General features: G+C 67.2%; 20 protein-coding genes. All 20 read right to left on the bottom strand.

All coding sequences use genetic code 11. The annotated features are described in order from the left end of the window. Window positions 1-10: 10 nt before the first annotated feature. The gene (locus ACFSM0_RS13865) at window positions 11-670 is read right to left on the bottom strand and encodes a phage tail tape measure protein (protein ID WP_377391485.1); all 660 of its coding nucleotides are present in this window, start codon (window positions 668-670) and stop codon (window positions 11-13) included. Further along, window positions 657-878 carry a rcc01693 family protein gene (locus tag ACFSM0_RS13860; RefSeq protein WP_377391482.1) on the bottom strand — a complete coding sequence of 74 codons (222 nt, stop codon included), beginning with the start codon at window positions 876-878 and terminating at the stop codon, window positions 657-659. Before ACFSM0_RS13860 ends, ACFSM0_RS13865 begins: the two co-directional genes overlap by 14 nt. A 1-nt stretch (window position 879) precedes the next feature. After that, window positions 880-1,200 carry a gene transfer agent family protein gene (locus tag ACFSM0_RS13855; protein WP_377391479.1) on the bottom strand — a complete coding sequence of 107 codons (321 nt, stop codon included), beginning with the start codon at window positions 1,198-1,200 and terminating at the stop codon, window positions 880-882. Between the two features lies 1 nt (window position 1,201). Further along, window positions 1,202-1,615, bottom strand: coding sequence for a phage major tail protein, TP901-1 family (locus ACFSM0_RS13850; RefSeq protein ID WP_377392476.1), 414 nt, complete (start codon window positions 1,613-1,615; stop codon window positions 1,202-1,204). A gap of 57 nt (window positions 1,616-1,672) precedes the next feature. Continuing rightward, the gene (locus tag ACFSM0_RS13845) at window positions 1,673-2,080 is read right to left on the bottom strand and encodes a DUF3168 domain-containing protein (RefSeq protein ID WP_377391476.1); all 408 of its coding nucleotides are present in this window, start codon (window positions 2,078-2,080) and stop codon (window positions 1,673-1,675) included. Continuing rightward, entirely contained in the window at window positions 2,077-2,415 is a 339-nt protein-coding gene (locus ACFSM0_RS13840) for a head-tail adaptor protein (RefSeq protein WP_377391473.1), read from the bottom strand. Before ACFSM0_RS13840 ends, ACFSM0_RS13845 begins: the two co-directional genes overlap by 4 nt. Then, window positions 2,412-3,008, bottom strand: a complete 597-nt coding sequence (locus ACFSM0_RS13835) for a head-tail connector protein (protein ID WP_377391470.1) — start codon at window positions 3,006-3,008, stop codon at window positions 2,412-2,414. The genes ACFSM0_RS13840 and ACFSM0_RS13835 overlap by 4 nt, the downstream gene beginning before the upstream one ends. Before the next feature lie 66 nt (window positions 3,009-3,074). Then, window positions 3,075-4,265, bottom strand: a complete 1,191-nt coding sequence (locus ACFSM0_RS13830) for a phage major capsid protein (protein WP_377391466.1) — start codon at window positions 4,263-4,265, stop codon at window positions 3,075-3,077. Between the two features lie 17 nt (window positions 4,266-4,282). Then, a complete protein-coding gene (locus ACFSM0_RS13825) occupies window positions 4,283-4,849 on the bottom strand; it encodes an HK97 family phage prohead protease (RefSeq protein WP_377391463.1) in 567 nt (188 codons plus the stop codon). Window positions 4,850-4,858: 9 nt separating this feature from the next. Then, complete coding sequence (locus ACFSM0_RS13820) at window positions 4,859-5,092, bottom strand: GTA head formation protein, RCAP_rcc01685 family (RefSeq protein WP_377391460.1); 234 nt, start codon at window positions 5,090-5,092, stop codon at window positions 4,859-4,861. 2 nt (window positions 5,093-5,094) lie between these two features. Continuing rightward, window positions 5,095-6,273 (bottom strand): phage portal protein, encoded by a 1,179-nt coding sequence (locus ACFSM0_RS13815; protein ID WP_377391457.1) that lies wholly within the window; start codon window positions 6,271-6,273, stop codon window positions 5,095-5,097. Between the two features lie 145 nt (window positions 6,274-6,418). Beyond that, complete coding sequence (locus tag ACFSM0_RS13810; protein ID WP_377391454.1) at window positions 6,419-7,771, bottom strand: DNA-packaging protein; 1,353 nt, start codon at window positions 7,769-7,771, stop codon at window positions 6,419-6,421. Then, complete coding sequence (locus ACFSM0_RS13805) at window positions 7,716-8,051, bottom strand: hypothetical protein (RefSeq protein WP_377391451.1); 336 nt, start codon at window positions 8,049-8,051, stop codon at window positions 7,716-7,718. Before ACFSM0_RS13805 ends, ACFSM0_RS13810 begins: the two co-directional genes overlap by 56 nt. A gap of 223 nt (window positions 8,052-8,274) precedes the next feature. Continuing rightward, complete coding sequence (gene mltG, locus ACFSM0_RS13800) at window positions 8,275-9,432, bottom strand: endolytic transglycosylase MltG (RefSeq protein WP_377391448.1); 1,158 nt, start codon at window positions 9,430-9,432, stop codon at window positions 8,275-8,277. Beyond that, complete coding sequence (gene fabF, locus ACFSM0_RS13795) at window positions 9,432-10,694, bottom strand: beta-ketoacyl-ACP synthase II (protein WP_377391445.1); 1,263 nt, start codon at window positions 10,692-10,694, stop codon at window positions 9,432-9,434. The genes mltG and fabF overlap by 1 nt, the downstream gene beginning before the upstream one ends. A 101-nt stretch (window positions 10,695-10,795) precedes the next feature. Next, window positions 10,796-11,341 (bottom strand): RNA 2',3'-cyclic phosphodiesterase, encoded by a 546-nt coding sequence (gene thpR / locus ACFSM0_RS13790; protein WP_377391442.1) that lies wholly within the window; start codon window positions 11,339-11,341, stop codon window positions 10,796-10,798. 61 nt (window positions 11,342-11,402) lie between these two features. Next, entirely contained in the window at window positions 11,403-11,924 is a 522-nt protein-coding gene (dps, locus tag ACFSM0_RS13785; RefSeq protein WP_377391439.1) for a DNA starvation/stationary phase protection protein Dps, read from the bottom strand. Window positions 11,925-12,024: 100 nt separating this feature from the next. Next, the gene (locus ACFSM0_RS13780; RefSeq protein ID WP_013067402.1) at window positions 12,025-12,258 is read right to left on the bottom strand and encodes an acyl carrier protein; all 234 of its coding nucleotides are present in this window, start codon (window positions 12,256-12,258) and stop codon (window positions 12,025-12,027) included. Between the two features lie 202 nt (window positions 12,259-12,460). Further along, on the bottom strand, window positions 12,461-13,198 hold the full coding sequence (gene fabG, locus ACFSM0_RS13775; RefSeq protein WP_377391436.1) for a 3-oxoacyl-[acyl-carrier-protein] reductase: 738 nt from the start codon (window positions 13,196-13,198) through the stop codon (window positions 12,461-12,463). Between the two features lie 120 nt (window positions 13,199-13,318). Beyond that, window positions 13,319-13,648, bottom strand: coding sequence for a hypothetical protein (locus tag ACFSM0_RS13770; RefSeq protein ID WP_377391433.1), 330 nt, complete (start codon window positions 13,646-13,648; stop codon window positions 13,319-13,321). Window positions 13,649-13,765: the final 117 nt, after the last annotated feature.

Below are 13,765 nucleotides of genomic sequence, written 5' to 3'. Positions count from 1 at the left end.
TCCCGAACCCTCAGGCGTTGCGTGCGCCCCGCGCAAGCGCGCGGTTGATCTGCTGCGCGATCTGGCCCGAAGAGCGCGCAAACCCCGCCGCATCGGGGGTGGAGACATGCATCACCACATTGATCGCCCGCCCCCCCGGCGCGCGCAGGCCAAGCCGCCCGTCAGCGCCGCGCGCAAGCGGCATAATCGCCTCTGGGCCTGCCTCGCCCATCACCCCGGTGGCGCCGCGCAGCGCAAAGGTGGTGGGGGCAGAAACGATGCCCCCCTTGGCAAACGGCAGCACCTGCCCGGCGCTGAAAGCGCCCCCCTTGGCAAAGCCGAACACGCCCCCCAAAAGCCCATTGAGCCCGGATGCGAGCGCCCCGCCAACCGCGTCTTGCACCGGGCGCAGCGCCACGCCATAGGCCGCGCGCGAGAAGCTCTCGGCCATCTGCTCGAGCGCATCCGAGAGCTTCACGCCATCGAGCACCACACCGTCAAACGCGCGCCGCAGGCTGCGCCCGAAGCTGGTGGAGAGCGTGTTCACCTCGCGCCCGGTATAGGTGAGGCTCTCGCGCATCCGCTCCAGCTCTGCGCTGAAGCTGGCCGCCACAAGCTCCGCCCCGCCAAGGCTGCGCTCAAGCGCCTCCGCCTCCAGGCTCAGGCCCTCAAGCCCGTCATCTTGCGCCATCTGTCTCTCCCGTCTCTTGTGCTGCCCGGTCCGGCCAGCGGCGTGAAAGCGCCGCAAGCGTGGCGCGGCTCATCGGCGTGGGAGCCGTGCCCACCCCCAGCAGCAGCGCCAGTTCGGCGGGCGTGAGCGCCCAGAACTCCGCAGGCCGCAGCTTCAGCCCGCCAATCCCCGCGCGCATCAGCCCCGCCCAATCGAGCGCGGCGGCCATCTCAGCCGCCCTCGGGGGGCGCGAAAGCGCGCGCCAACAGCTCCGCGGCAATCCGCGCCGCCGCCACCGGCCCGCCGCCAATCTCGGCGCGGAGCAGATCTCTCGCGCCCCCCTCCCAACCGCCACCGCGCAGCCCCGCCACAATCAGCGCCAGAACATCGCGGCTCGAAAACGCGCCAGCCTCAAAACGGCGCACAAGGTCCAGAAGGCTCTCGGCGCCAAGCTCCGCCTCCAGCTCCGCCAAGGCACCAAGCGTCAGCTTGGCCACCCGCGGCACGCCATCGAGCACCACAGCAACCTCCCCCGCCAAAGGGTTCACCATCTCACAGCGCCGTGAAGCTCAGCGCGCCCGCCGAGGCCATCGCCATCTCGTAAGTCGCCTCGCCATTATGGTTGCCCGCATAATCGATCGAGGTGATCATGAACGGCCCCTCCACCACGCCGAAATCGGGGATGATCACCTGAAAATCCGGCCGCTCGCCGTCAAAAAAGATCTGCCGCGCGCGCTCATCGGTGCCCGCATCCTTGAACACGCCCGCCCCCGAAAGGCTCGCCGAGCGCACACCCGCCCCCGCCAGAAGCTCGCGCCAGCCCCCCGCGCTTTCGAGCGAGGTCACATCGACCGTCTCGGCATTGAAGCTGATGCGCGTGGCGCGCAGCCCCGCGATGGTCTCAAATTGCCCGGACCCGGTGAGGTCGAGCTTGATCAGAAGATCCTTGCCGTTCTGCGCCGCCATATCCTGTCTCCGCATGTTTGAATTCTGACTTCACGCCAAAGGCTTGCGCCGCACTCTTCACGCCTCGACACGGGCACGAAAGGTCAGGTCGATGCGCCGCGCATCGGCCTTTTCCACCCGCCGCGCACGGGCGCGCACAAACCACAGCCCGACCAGATGCCCGCGCGCGAGCGTGAGGCGCGCGCCCTCCAGCGCATCTGAAATCGCCGCCGCCACCGCCTTTGCGCCCGCAAAGCCCGCCGCATCGGTGATCACCGAAATCACCACGTCATGGCGCGCCCCGGCACCGCTCTGGTCCGAGGCATCCACAACCTCCTCGGGGCCAAGGCTCACATAAGTGCCGCTCACCGGCCCGGGCGGCATCGCATCGTAAATCGCCGGGCCCACCAGCGCGCCCAGCGCCACATCGGCCAGCAAGTGCTGATAGAGCGCCGCCTGCAGCGCCCCGGCCGCTGCGTAACTCATGCCACCACCTCCTCACGGGCAAAACAGGTCAGGTAATGCGCGCCCGGATCGCGCTCGGCGATGGCGAGGATGCGAAAGATCCGCCCGCCCTCGCGAAAGCGCTGCTCAGGGCGCGGGCGGCGCGGGCTGCCCACGGGGGCCGCGCGCACCACAATCCGCCAGGGCACCGAGGCGAGCGTGATCGCCTCGCCCTCCCGCGCCGCGCCGGTGCCCGCCGTCACCTCGGCCCAAAGCGTGCCAAGCGGGCGCCACTCCAGCGTGACGCCGCCTGCGCCATCGCTTTCCCGTGTGGCCTCCTCCAGCACCAGCGGGCGGTTGAGCCGCACGCCGCTCATCCCCGCCCTCCAAGCATGCGCACGGTGCGCCAGCGCTCAATCAGCGCGCTCACGCCAAAGGGCAGCGCACCGCCCTCGCCCGCGCCATCATGGCGAAACTCGTAATATTGCGCGGCGAGCAAAAACACCGCCTGCGCAAGGTCCACCGGCAAGTCTGCCCAAGCCGGGCCAAACCCGGCGGTGAAGTCGATCTCGACCCGCCCACCGGTCGGGATCGCAGGAAGCGCCGCCCCGCGCGCCTCAAGCCGCGGGCGCGCCATATCCGCCACGAGCCGCCAGCCACTTGCCGGGGCAATGACTTCTCCGCCCGCGCCGTCAATCAGCCGAAGCGCCGCCACGGCGCGCACCGGCGCAATCGGCAGGGTCTGCATGTCGCCCCAGCGCCATTCCGTCAGCGACAGCATAAAATCGCGCGCCATCAGCGCTTTCGCCGTGCGCCCCTCAATGGCCGCAAGCGCCGCGCGCAAATAGGCGCTCAGCGCCACATCCTCGGCGCCGGTGTCCGAAAAACCGGTCCCGAGCCGCAGATGATCGCGAAATTCGGCCAGCGGCAGCGCCGCATCCGGCACCGCCGTCACTTCATTGAGCATCACACCCTCCCTGTCGCAGCGCCCCTCGGGCCGGGGCCACACCGCCCCGGCCCGCCCTCTCCCAAAGCGTCAGGAGGCAGCGAACTTCAAAAGCTTGATCGCGGCGAAGTCGCTCACATCGCCGCCCACGCGCTTGGAGGCGTAAAACAGCACATGCGGTTTGGCCGAGAACGGGTCGCGCAGCACCCGCAGGTCCGGGCGCTCCGCGATCGTGTAGCCATTGGCAAAATCGCCAAAGGCGACCGCATAGGCGCCCGCGGCGATGTCGGGCATGTCCTCGGCAATCAGCACCGGATAGCCCATCAGCCGCGCGGGCTCCCCCGCCGCAAGGCCATCCGACCACAAAAACCGGCCATCGGCATCCTTCATCTTGCGCACCGCGCCCGCGGTTTTGGAGTTCATCACGAAGGTCGCGTTGGCGCGGTATTCAGCGCCGAGCGCATAGACAAGGTCCACCACCGCATCCGCCGCATTGACCGCCGCAAAATCGCCATCCGCCCCGGTCGCCACATAGCCAAGGCTGCCCCAGGCCCAGCTCGCATTGGCCCCCTTGGGATGGGTCAAAAAGCCGGTGGGCTTGTCCACCCCGTTGCCGGACACAAAGGCCGTCGCCTCGGCGCGGGCGAATTTGTCGGCGATGCGATGCGCCAGCCAGCTTTCAATGTCGAACGCGGTGTCATCCAGCAGCCGCTGGCTCGCCTTGGGCAGCGCCGACAGCTCATGGAGCGGAATCGAGATCCGGTCGATCTGCGGCGTCGCCGTCTCGCTCAGGCTCGCGGTTTCCGTCGCCCAGCCCGAGCCCATTTCGGTATGGTCCACGAGCACGTCAAACGAGGTCGCATCCACATTCACCACATTGGCGATCTGGCGGATCGAGGCGGTGGCCCGCAGCACGCCGCGGATCGTCTCGGAGGTTTGCGGATCGACCAGATACCCCCCCTCGGCGGCCACGGCGGTGGTGAGCGCCTTGCCCTCCAGCGCCAGCCCGCGCAGCCCGTCATCATCGCCAGAGCGCAGATAGGCGGCAAAGGCCTTCTGATGGGGCGCCTCTTCGGCGGCCGTGGTGGCAAGCGCATGGCGCCCGGCAAAAGATCTCGTCTTGAGCATCGTGATACGCTCCTCCTGGGTCTGCATCCTGGTCCTCATGTCATCCTGAAAGCCTTTGACTTCCTTCAGGAACCCGGCGAGCGCCGCTTGCGCCTCTGCCACCGGGTCATCACGTTCGGGCGGCCCGGAACGGGCCGTTGGGTCAGTGCTCATGCTTGTCCTCTTTGGTCTTAGGCGGGCGAAAAGCGCGCCGCCATCTCTTGACGGGCGCCCCGCAGCGCCGCCGCCAGCGCGCGCCACGCCTCTGCCTCCGGGCGCCCGCCCTTGGCCGCCACCCGCGCCTCGCGCAGCATCGGAAAGGTCACGAGCGAGACCTCCCAAAGCTCCAGTTCCAAAAGCTGGCGGCGCCCCTTGCTGTCGCGTTCCGCCGCAATCGTGCGATAGCCGATCGACAGCCCGTCGATCGCCCCCGCCGCAATCAGCGCCGCCGCCTCGCGCGCCCGCGCCACCTCGGCCAGGAGCCGCCCCTTGACGTAAAGGCCGCGCGCATCTTCAAAGATCTCCTCCCAAACGCCAATCGGCTCGGCCGGGTCGTGCTGCCAGAGCATTTTGACCGAGCCCCCGCACGCCTTCAGTCGCTCAAGCGCGCGTGCATAGGCCCCCGGCTGCACGCAATCCCCGCCCTGATCGGGCGCGCCAAAGAGGCTCGCATAGCCCTCCAGCGCCAGCCCCTCGCCCACCTGCACCGGCAAAGCGCCGGTGCAAAACTTCAGTTCCAGCCGCCCGCCTTCGCGCATCCTCTCACCTCATTTCGGGATATGATCGGCAATCCCCAGCACCGCCTGCGTCAGGATCACCGCAACAACGCCGTAAACCGTCATCCACAGCCGCTTTTCAAACCGCTCGATCAGCGCCTCGATCCGCTCGAGCCGCTGGTCCACCTGACGAAATTGCAGCTCCATGATCCGCTCCGTCGCCTCGAAGCGCTGTTCATGCACCTCGAACGGCTCTTTCAAAAACCGCGACCCGCCCGTCGCCATCCTCAGCGGTCCGCCACCGCGGGCAGACCGAGCAGAGCGCGCTTTTCGGCATCGTTCAGGAAGTCAGCGCCGCCGATGCGCGCCCAAAGCTGGTCGCGCTCGCCCGCCAGCGCCGGGATCTGGTCAAGGTCGGGGCGCAGCTCGATCGGCGCGCCGAAAAACCCCGAGAGCCACCACGCCAGCGCCGCCGCAACACGGGTCAGAAGCGGCAGCACGGTCAGCCGGTAAAAGGCCCGGTTCGCCTCTGCATAATTGGCATAGGTCGCATCGCCCGGAATGCCCAAAAGCATCGGCGGCACGCCAAAGGCCACGGCAATCTCGCGCGCCGCAGCGGCCTTCGTCTCATGAAACTCCATGTCGGAGGGGGAAAAGCCCATCGGCTTCCAGTCGAGCCCGCCCTCCAGCAGCATCGGCCGCCCGGCATTGCGCGCGCCCTGATGGTGGCTCTCCATCTCGAACACGAGCCGGTCATATTGCTCGGGGCTCAACGCCCCCTGCCCGTCTGCCCCCTTGTAGATGATCGCGCCAGAGGGGCGCGCGGCATTGTCCAAAAGCGCTTTCGACCAGCCGCTCGCGGCATTATGCACATCCACCGCCACCGCCGCCGCCTGCATGGGGGAAAGGCCATAATGGTCATCGCTCGGATGGAAGCTCTTGATATGGCAGATCGGATCGGGGTGCCCGGTCATGTCAAACCGGTGCTTGCGCCCGGCCACCGCGTAATCATAGGCCACCGGCCAGCCATCCGCGCCGGGCACCACGGTGATGCGGTCGGCCCGCAGAACATGGATCTCCTGCGGCAGCCCCGGTGCCAGTGTCACCGCCTCCAGATAACCGTTGCCCGAGAGCAGGATCTGCCCCAAAAGCGCCTCGAACAGCTCCGCCCGGCCCTGCCCGGCATTGGGGCGGCGGATCAGATCAAGCACCGGATGGGCCTCATAGCGGCGCGCGCTGTCGGCGCAGATCAGCGGCACCGCCGCGCCCGCCTCGGCAATCAGCTTCACCGCACGAAAACCGACCGGATTGCCGGTGAAGCCCGCGCGGGTGAGGCTTGCAGTATCGCGCGCCCCCCAGACCGGCCGCCCCGCCCCCGAGGCCATCGCCACGATCCGCCCCGTGACCGAGGCCTTGCGCTCGGGGGGCACCGGGGCGCCGTGTTTGCGAAAGAACGTCCATGCCATTGCGGTCTCCTTCTCGCAGCCCTTGGCCGCGCGAAAACAAAGGGGCGGACCACACCGCCCCCGCAGCAAGAAGATCGAGGGCAGCGGCGGGGGTTTCACACCCCCGCACCCCCGTGGGATATTTCAGGCAAGATGAAGGGGGGCCTCAGAGCCCGCGCACCTGCGGGCGGCGCCACTGCGCGGCGGGCGCGATCATCAACTCGGTCAGCGCCCAGACCAGTGCATCAAGCCGGTCGGGCGAGCCGGGGCCGGTGTAGCCCGCCACCGTCATGCGGCACATCTGATCTTCAAGCGCGCCCAAACGGGCGGCGCGCAGATGCTGCACCCTTCCCTGTTCGTAAAGCGCGGCAACGGGTTCGGCGCGCACAGATTTTGCGCGGCTCGCCCGCAGGCTCCTGAACGGGATCAGCGGGTCGATCTGGCGCAGCACGCTCTCGATCAGATCACCGCCCTGGTTCACCTCCGCCACGAGCCGCTCCGCGCCCCAGCGCGCCATCGCCGCAACGCCCGCGCGCGCCCAATCGGTGGGGCGGCCCCGCACTGTCGCATCTTCAAGCACATAGGCGCGCCAGTCCTGCACCGGGCCGCGCGTCACCGCGCCCGCCACGATGATGCCGCACTCATCCCCGCCCGCGCTCACCGCCGGGTCAAGTGCGACGACGATGCGGTCCATCGTCGGGGCGGTGTCGATGCGCAGCGCTTCCAGCGCGGCGGTGCTCCAGAGCGCGCCCTCGACATCGTCGAGAAGCACGCCCTCAAGCTCCTGTCGCCCGAGCCGTGTGCCGCCATAGCGCGCCGCCACTTCCTCGAGAAAACTCTGCGCAAGATAGGCGCGGTTGGCCTCTGTTGGCGCATGGGTCACCACGCTGGACGGGTTGTTCAAAATCGCCTTCAGCACGCCCACATTGCGTGGCGTGGTCGTGATCACCTGCTGCGGATGATCGCCCAGCCGCAGCGCGAATTGAAGCATGTCCCACGCCGCCTCGGCGCGCTTCCATTTGGCCAGCTCATCGACCCAGGCCGCATCGAATTGCGGCCCCCGCAAAGCCTCCGGCTCCTGCGCCGAAAACGCCTGCGCCGTCGCCCCGTTCGGCCAGACGAGACGGCGCCGCGTCGCCTCCCAGACCGGGCGGCGATCGGGGGGCGCACAGGCGAGGAGGCCGCTTTCGCCAAACACCATCACCTCGCGCACCTGATCATAGGTCTCCCCCAAAAGCGCAATGCGGCGTGCCTGCCCCGGCGCCTCGGGCGTGGCGCCCTCCACCACCGCCCGCACCCATTCCGCGCCCGCGCGGGTCTTGCCCGCCCCGCGCCCGCCCAGGATCACCCAGCTTTTCCAATCCCCCAGCGGGGGCAGTTGATGCGGCAGCGCCCAAAACTCGAACAGCCAGGGCAGCGCGAGCAGCGCCCCCTCGCTGAGCCCGCTCAAAAACGTATCCACCTCATCGGGCGTCGCGCAGGCGAGCCAGGCGGCGCCCGATCTCAGCACGGGCCGCATCGAGGTCGAGGGCCTGTCCCTCAAGCGCCCCGGAAGCCTGCTTGCGGAGTTTTTCGACACGTCCCCGTTCCTCCATCACCATCTGGAAGGCCGCGCGCAAATCCTTCACGGCCTGCGCGGCGGCCTTGACATCTGCACTGTCCGCCTTGGCCGAGCCGGCCCTTGCGCGCAGCCCCGCCATCGCCGCCGCCAGTTCGGCCGCGATCTCACGATAAAGCGCCTCCGTTTCCGCCAGCACATCGGCCGGAGGATCCAGTCCACCCGTTTCTCCGGTTTTCATATGTTCGCTGATCCGCCCGTCATGCCATCCGCACGCGTGCCAAGACGACGCACGAAATGAAAAAAGCGCACACGGGTAACCCGCGGCGCTTGCCCACCTCTCCTAGCATGCAATCTTTCTACCAAAGAGCGTGCGCAATGTCAAGCGCTAAATCCAGGGTTGCGCGCGCCGCTCCGCAAAAACCCCGGACAGGGCCGGGGTTTTTGAGAATTTTCCTGTGCGATCAGTTGCCTGAACCTTGGGTTTCAAGCGCGCGCCAGCGTGCCACATTGGCGTTATGGGCCTCCAGCGTTTCGGCAAACACATGCCCGCCCGTGCCATCAGCGACGAAATAGAGATAGTCGGTCGCTTCCGGGTGCAGCGCCGCTTCGATCGCGGCCGTGCCGGGGTTGCAAATCGGCGTCGGCGGCAGCCCGTCGATCACATAGGTGTTGTAGGGCGTCGCCTTGCGCAGCTCGGACTGGCGCAGGCCCCGGCCCAGCGCGCCCTGCCCCTTGGTCACGCCATAAATCACCGTCGGGTCGGTTTGCAGCTTCATGCCGCGCGCGATCCGGTTGAGAAACACGCTTGCCACCGCCGGGCGTTCCGCCGCCACGCCGGTCTCCTTCTCGACGATCGAGGCCATCACCAGCGCCTCCTCGGGGGTCTTGTAAGGCAGCCCCTCGGCCCGGCTCTCCCAGGCGGTCGCCAGCGCAATCGCCTGCCGCGCCGCCATATCGGCCAGAAGGTCGGCACGTTTCGCGCCGCGCTTGATCTCGTAGCTGTCGGGCGAGAGCGTGCCCTCCGCCGGGATCTCCTTCACCTCGCCGGTCAGAAAATCGGCGGCCTTCAGCGCCTCGACCACCTGCCAGCTCGTCGCCCCTTCGGCAAGCGTCACGCGCAGCCGGGTGTCCGCCTTCGCCACCTCCGCGTCAAAGCCCTCGGGCGCGGCCTCGGCCTTCGGGTCGAACTTCGCCGCCTCGACATATTGCCCCGTTGCCGGGTCGATCTCGCGCAAGATCATCTGCTGACCGTTCACGCCGATGCGGTAGTTCAGCTCGGTGCCGCAGGTCGAGGGGCCGCCAACGGTGATCTGCTCGACGATCCCCTCCATCGGCGCATAGGGCTTGATCAGATAGGAGCCGACCTTCAGCTTGTCGGCCTTATCCGCATAATCGGCACCCGCGCGGAAGATATAGGCCGACGAAATCGCCCCCTTCGCGCGCAACTCCTCCGAAATGTCGCGAAATTTTGCCCCCGGCGCCACGCGCAGGCAAATGCCTTCCGCAAGCGGGCCGGGGTTTTCATAGCTGCTCTTCGCCCAGGTCACCAGTCCGGCGAGCACGACCATAAGCAAGATCGCCAGCGTCAGAAAATTGGAGACCACATTGCGCCAGAGCATCAGTCGCGCACCTTGCCAAGGATCACCGAGGCATTGGTGCCGCCAAAGCCAAAGCTGTTCGACATCGCAACGTCGATCTTGCGCTTGCGGGCTTGCTTCGGCGCAAGGTCGATCACCGGCGCGCCGGCGGGGGTGTCAAGGTTCAGCGTCGGCGGGGCCACCTGATCGCGGATCGCGAGGATGCAGAAGACCGCCTCCACCGCACCGGCCGCCCCAAGCAAGTGCCCGATCGCCGATTTTGTCGAAGACATCGTGGCGTGCGCCGCCGCATCGCCCAAAAGCCGCTCCACCGCTTTCAGTTCGATCGTGTCGGCCATGGTCGAGGTGCCATGCGCGTTGATGTAATCAATATCGGCCGGGGTGATGCCCGCGCGCGCAATCGCCGCCTTCATCGCCCGCAGCCCGCCATCGCCATCTTCCGCGGGCGCGGTGATGTGATAGGCATCGCCCGAGAGCCCATAGCCCAGCACCTCGGCATAGATCTTCGCGCCGCGCGCCTTGGCGTGCTCGTATTCTTCCAGCACGACCACGCCCGCGCCCTCGCCCATGACAAACCCGTCCCGGTCCTCGTCCCAGGGCCGCGAGGCGCTTTGCGGGTCATCTGCGCGCTTCGTCGACAGCGCCTTGCAGGCGTTGAACCCGGCGATCCCGATTTCCGAGATCGGGCTTTCCGCGCCGCCCGCCACCATCACATCGGCATCGCCAAGCATGATCAGCCGCGCCGCATCACCAATCGCATGCGCCCCCGTGGCACAGGCCGTCACCACCGAATGGTTCGGCCCCTTAAAGCCAAAGCGGATCGAAACCTGCCCCGAGGCGAGGTTGATCAGCGAGGCCGGAATGAAGAAGGGCGACACCCGCCGCGGCCCCTTCTCCTTGATCAGGATCGCGTTTTCCGCAATCGTCTGCAGCCCGCCAATGCCGGAGCCGATCATCACCCCGGTGCGCTCGCGCGCCTCAAGGTCTTGCGGCTCCCAGCCCGAGTCCTTCACCGCTTGCGTTGCCGCCGCCATCGCGTAAAGGATGAACTCGTCAACCTTGCGCTGCTCTTTCGGCTCCATCCAGTGATCGGGGTTGAAGGTGCCGTCAGAGCCGTCGCCCCGCGGCACTTCGCAGGCATATTTCGTCGTCACGGCAGAGGCGTCAAAGCGGGTGATCGGCCCCGCCCCCGATTGCCCGGCCAGAAGCCGAGACCAGGTTTCCTCCACCCCGCAAGCCAGCGGCGTGACCATCCCCAGACCCGTAACGACAACCCGACGCATGCGCGGACCCCTTTGATAAGTTTCGTCCCCGGCCTTCTACACGCGCCCTTTCCCCCGTGCAACGCCATGCACCGCCGCAGGCGGGCTTTCGCCCTGCCTTTTCAAGGTTCGGGATAGTCCGCCAGCACCTCGTAACGCGCGCCCTCCCGGCTCAGATGCGAGGCCAGAAGCGCGAAACGCTCCACCCGCCAGCCCGGCAACACCACATCGCCGCGCGCCTGCATCAGCGCGCCCAGCTTCGCCGCCGCACCGGGGCCGAAGCTCTTGCCAAACCGTGCAATTGTCACATGCGGGCGGAACCGGCGCCGCTCAAGCACCACCCCCGCGCGCCGCACCGCTTGCGCAACCTTCGCCTGCAGCGCCTCCAGCGCCGGGCTTGGCCGCGCGTTCAGCACGAGCGTTTCAACCCGATCCGGCGCGCCATAAGTATCGAGCCCCGCCAGTGCAATCTCAAACGGCGCAAAACGCAGCGCCTCCAACTCCTCATGCACGGCCTCTAATGCAGGCCGCTCCAGATCGCCCAGAAACGCAAGCGTCAGATGCAGGTTCTCCTCGTCCACCGGGCGGCCACAGCCAAGCTGCGCCTGCAGCTCCGCCACCCCCTCCCAAAGCGCCTCGGCAAGCATCACCCCCACAAAGACCCGCATCATCCCCCTCCATACGAAAACGGCGCCCCGAAGGGCGCCGCCTGAGCCAGGCTCTCCCCGATCATTCGAGGTGAGCGTGCAGGAACCAAAGGTCCTTGTCCATCTGCCGCGAGGCGGCGGTGAGCACGTCGGCGGTGTCGGCATCGCCCGCCTTCTCGGTCGCCTCGATGCCCCGGCGCAGCTTCGCGCCGAGCTGGCGCATCCGCTCGGAAAGCTCCGAAATATGCGCCTCCGCCGCGGTCAGATCGAGCGGATAGGGTTGCAGCTCGGAGAATTTCGTCACCGCCTCAAGCGTGCCAAGCGCCATCCCGTCGAGGATCTGCACCCGCTCCGCGAGGGTGTCGATCTGCGCCTGCACACGCCCGTGAACCTGATCGAGGAGTTCGTGCACAGCGATGAAATTCGGCCCCCTGACGCTCCAATGCGCCTGTTTCAGCGCCAGAGCGAGCGCGATCTCATCCGCCAGACAGGCATTGAGCAGCTCGATCGAGACCTTGCGCGCATTGGGTTCGAGCCCCTGCAGGTCGACCGAAAGCGCCGCCGGTTTCGACATGTTTCTGAGGCTTTGAACATTGACGGTCATCGTCATCTCCTTTGCAGTTTCGTCTCGGCCCGCAGGCCGCTTGTGCAAAGGAAAACGGCGCCCGAGGGGGCGCCGTTCCATGAATTCTCTATTTTTCCGCTCAGGCGGCTTCGGTGATGAACTTCACCGCATCGCCGAAGGTCTGAATGGTTTCGGCCGCATCGTCCGGAATTTCGATACCGAACTCTTCTTCGAAAGCCATCACCAGTTCCACGGTGTCAAGGCTGTCCGCGCCCAGATCGTCGATGAAGGAAGCGGTCTCGGTGACCTTGTCCTCTTCCACACCCAGATGTTCCACGACGATCTTTTTCACGCGATCCGCGATGTCGCTCATGTTTCTTCCTCAGTTCGGGGGCGCCTCGGCCCATCCCTTCAGTGCTCGTGCGAGCGGCTTCTTCGCCCTGTCCCTCAGGGCCGCCGCGAGCCGGGGGAAGCCCCCGTCCCGTCCTCGCCGCTCTTATCATGTTCCCGCCGCAAGGCAAGCCGTTTCGCTCGCTCCGATGCCGCTGCGACAGGGGCAATGCGTCACACCGCGCTCAGATCATCGCCATGCCACCGTTGACGCTGAGCGTCGTGCCGGTGACATAGCCCGCCTCGGGCGACGCAAGGTAAAGCACCGCCGCCGCGATCTCTTCGGGCGCGCCCATCCGCCCCGCCGGGATCTGGCCCAAAATCTTGTTCTTCTGCTCGTCATTGAGCTTGTCGGTCATCGCCGTGGCGATGAAGCCCGGCGCCACGCAGTTCACGGTGATGCCGCGGCTCGCCACCTCATAGGCGAGCGATTTCGACATGCCGACGAGCCCCGCCTTGGCGGCGGCATAGTTGCCCTGCCCCGGATTGCCGGTCTGGCCCACCACCGAGGTGATGGTGACGATCCGGCCCCAGCGCGCCTTCATCATGCCGCGCAGCACGCCGCGCATCAGCCGAAACGACGAGGTGAGGTTGACGTCGATCACCGACTGCCATTCCGCATCCGACATCCGCATGAACAGGTTGTCGCGGGTGATGCCGGCATTGTTGACGAGAATATCGAGCCCGCCCATCGCCGCGGCCGCCGCTTTCGGCAGCGCCTCGACCGAGTCGGGGTCAGAGAGGTTTGCGGGGCACACAAAGGCCCCCGCGCCCAGCTCGGCGGCCAGCGCCTCAAGCGGCTCGACCCGCGTGCCGGACAGCGCGACCTTCGCGCCCGCGCCATGCAGCGCCCTGGCGATCTCCCCGCCAATGCCCCCCGAGGCACCCGTCACCAAAGCAGTTTTTCCGGTCAAGTCGAACATCTGGGCCTCCAGCTAAATCCTGCCGACCCTTAGCCGAGCGGACCCGTTTTGCCAACCCGGCAGCATGCCGCCCCCGAAAGCGGCGCACCCGCGCCGCCCCCGGGGGCAAAGCGTGTCGGGTCAGATCTTCTCGGCGCCCCAGCTCCCGCCCCAGGCGTTCTGGTCGCCCGCCTGATAGTTGCCCTGCATATGCCTGCCGTCCGGCGAAACGGTGGCTTTCCAGACCGTGCCCAAAGCGTCGATGATCGAGAAATGCGTGCCATCGAACGACCATGTGCCGGAGCGTTTGCGCGCCACATTGCCCTCGGTGAACTGCATCATGCTCGTGCCGCTGCCCTTGAGCACAAGAGCCCCTTTCCAGGCGCCGGAAACCGGGCCGGACCAGCCGTGTTGCGTGCCATGGGTGGCCCAATTGCCGGTGATATTGACCGTCATCGTTTTCAACGTCATGACATCCTCCCCGTTCAAGACCGTTGAGGCGCCGATCATAGCACAAAAAGGCGCGGATCTCCACGCCGGCCATGCGGCACGCCGATCAGAAAAAGGGCCGGCAGGCAGATGCCCCCG

Origin of the sequence: Rhodobacter lacus, from assembly GCF_042683065.1 — a bacterium.
Classification (GTDB): domain Bacteria; phylum Pseudomonadota; class Alphaproteobacteria; order Rhodobacterales; family Rhodobacteraceae; genus Rhodobacter; species Rhodobacter lacus.
The sequence above is the reverse complement of the archived record's forward strand: the minus strand, read 5'-3'. Positions and strand labels throughout refer to the sequence as shown.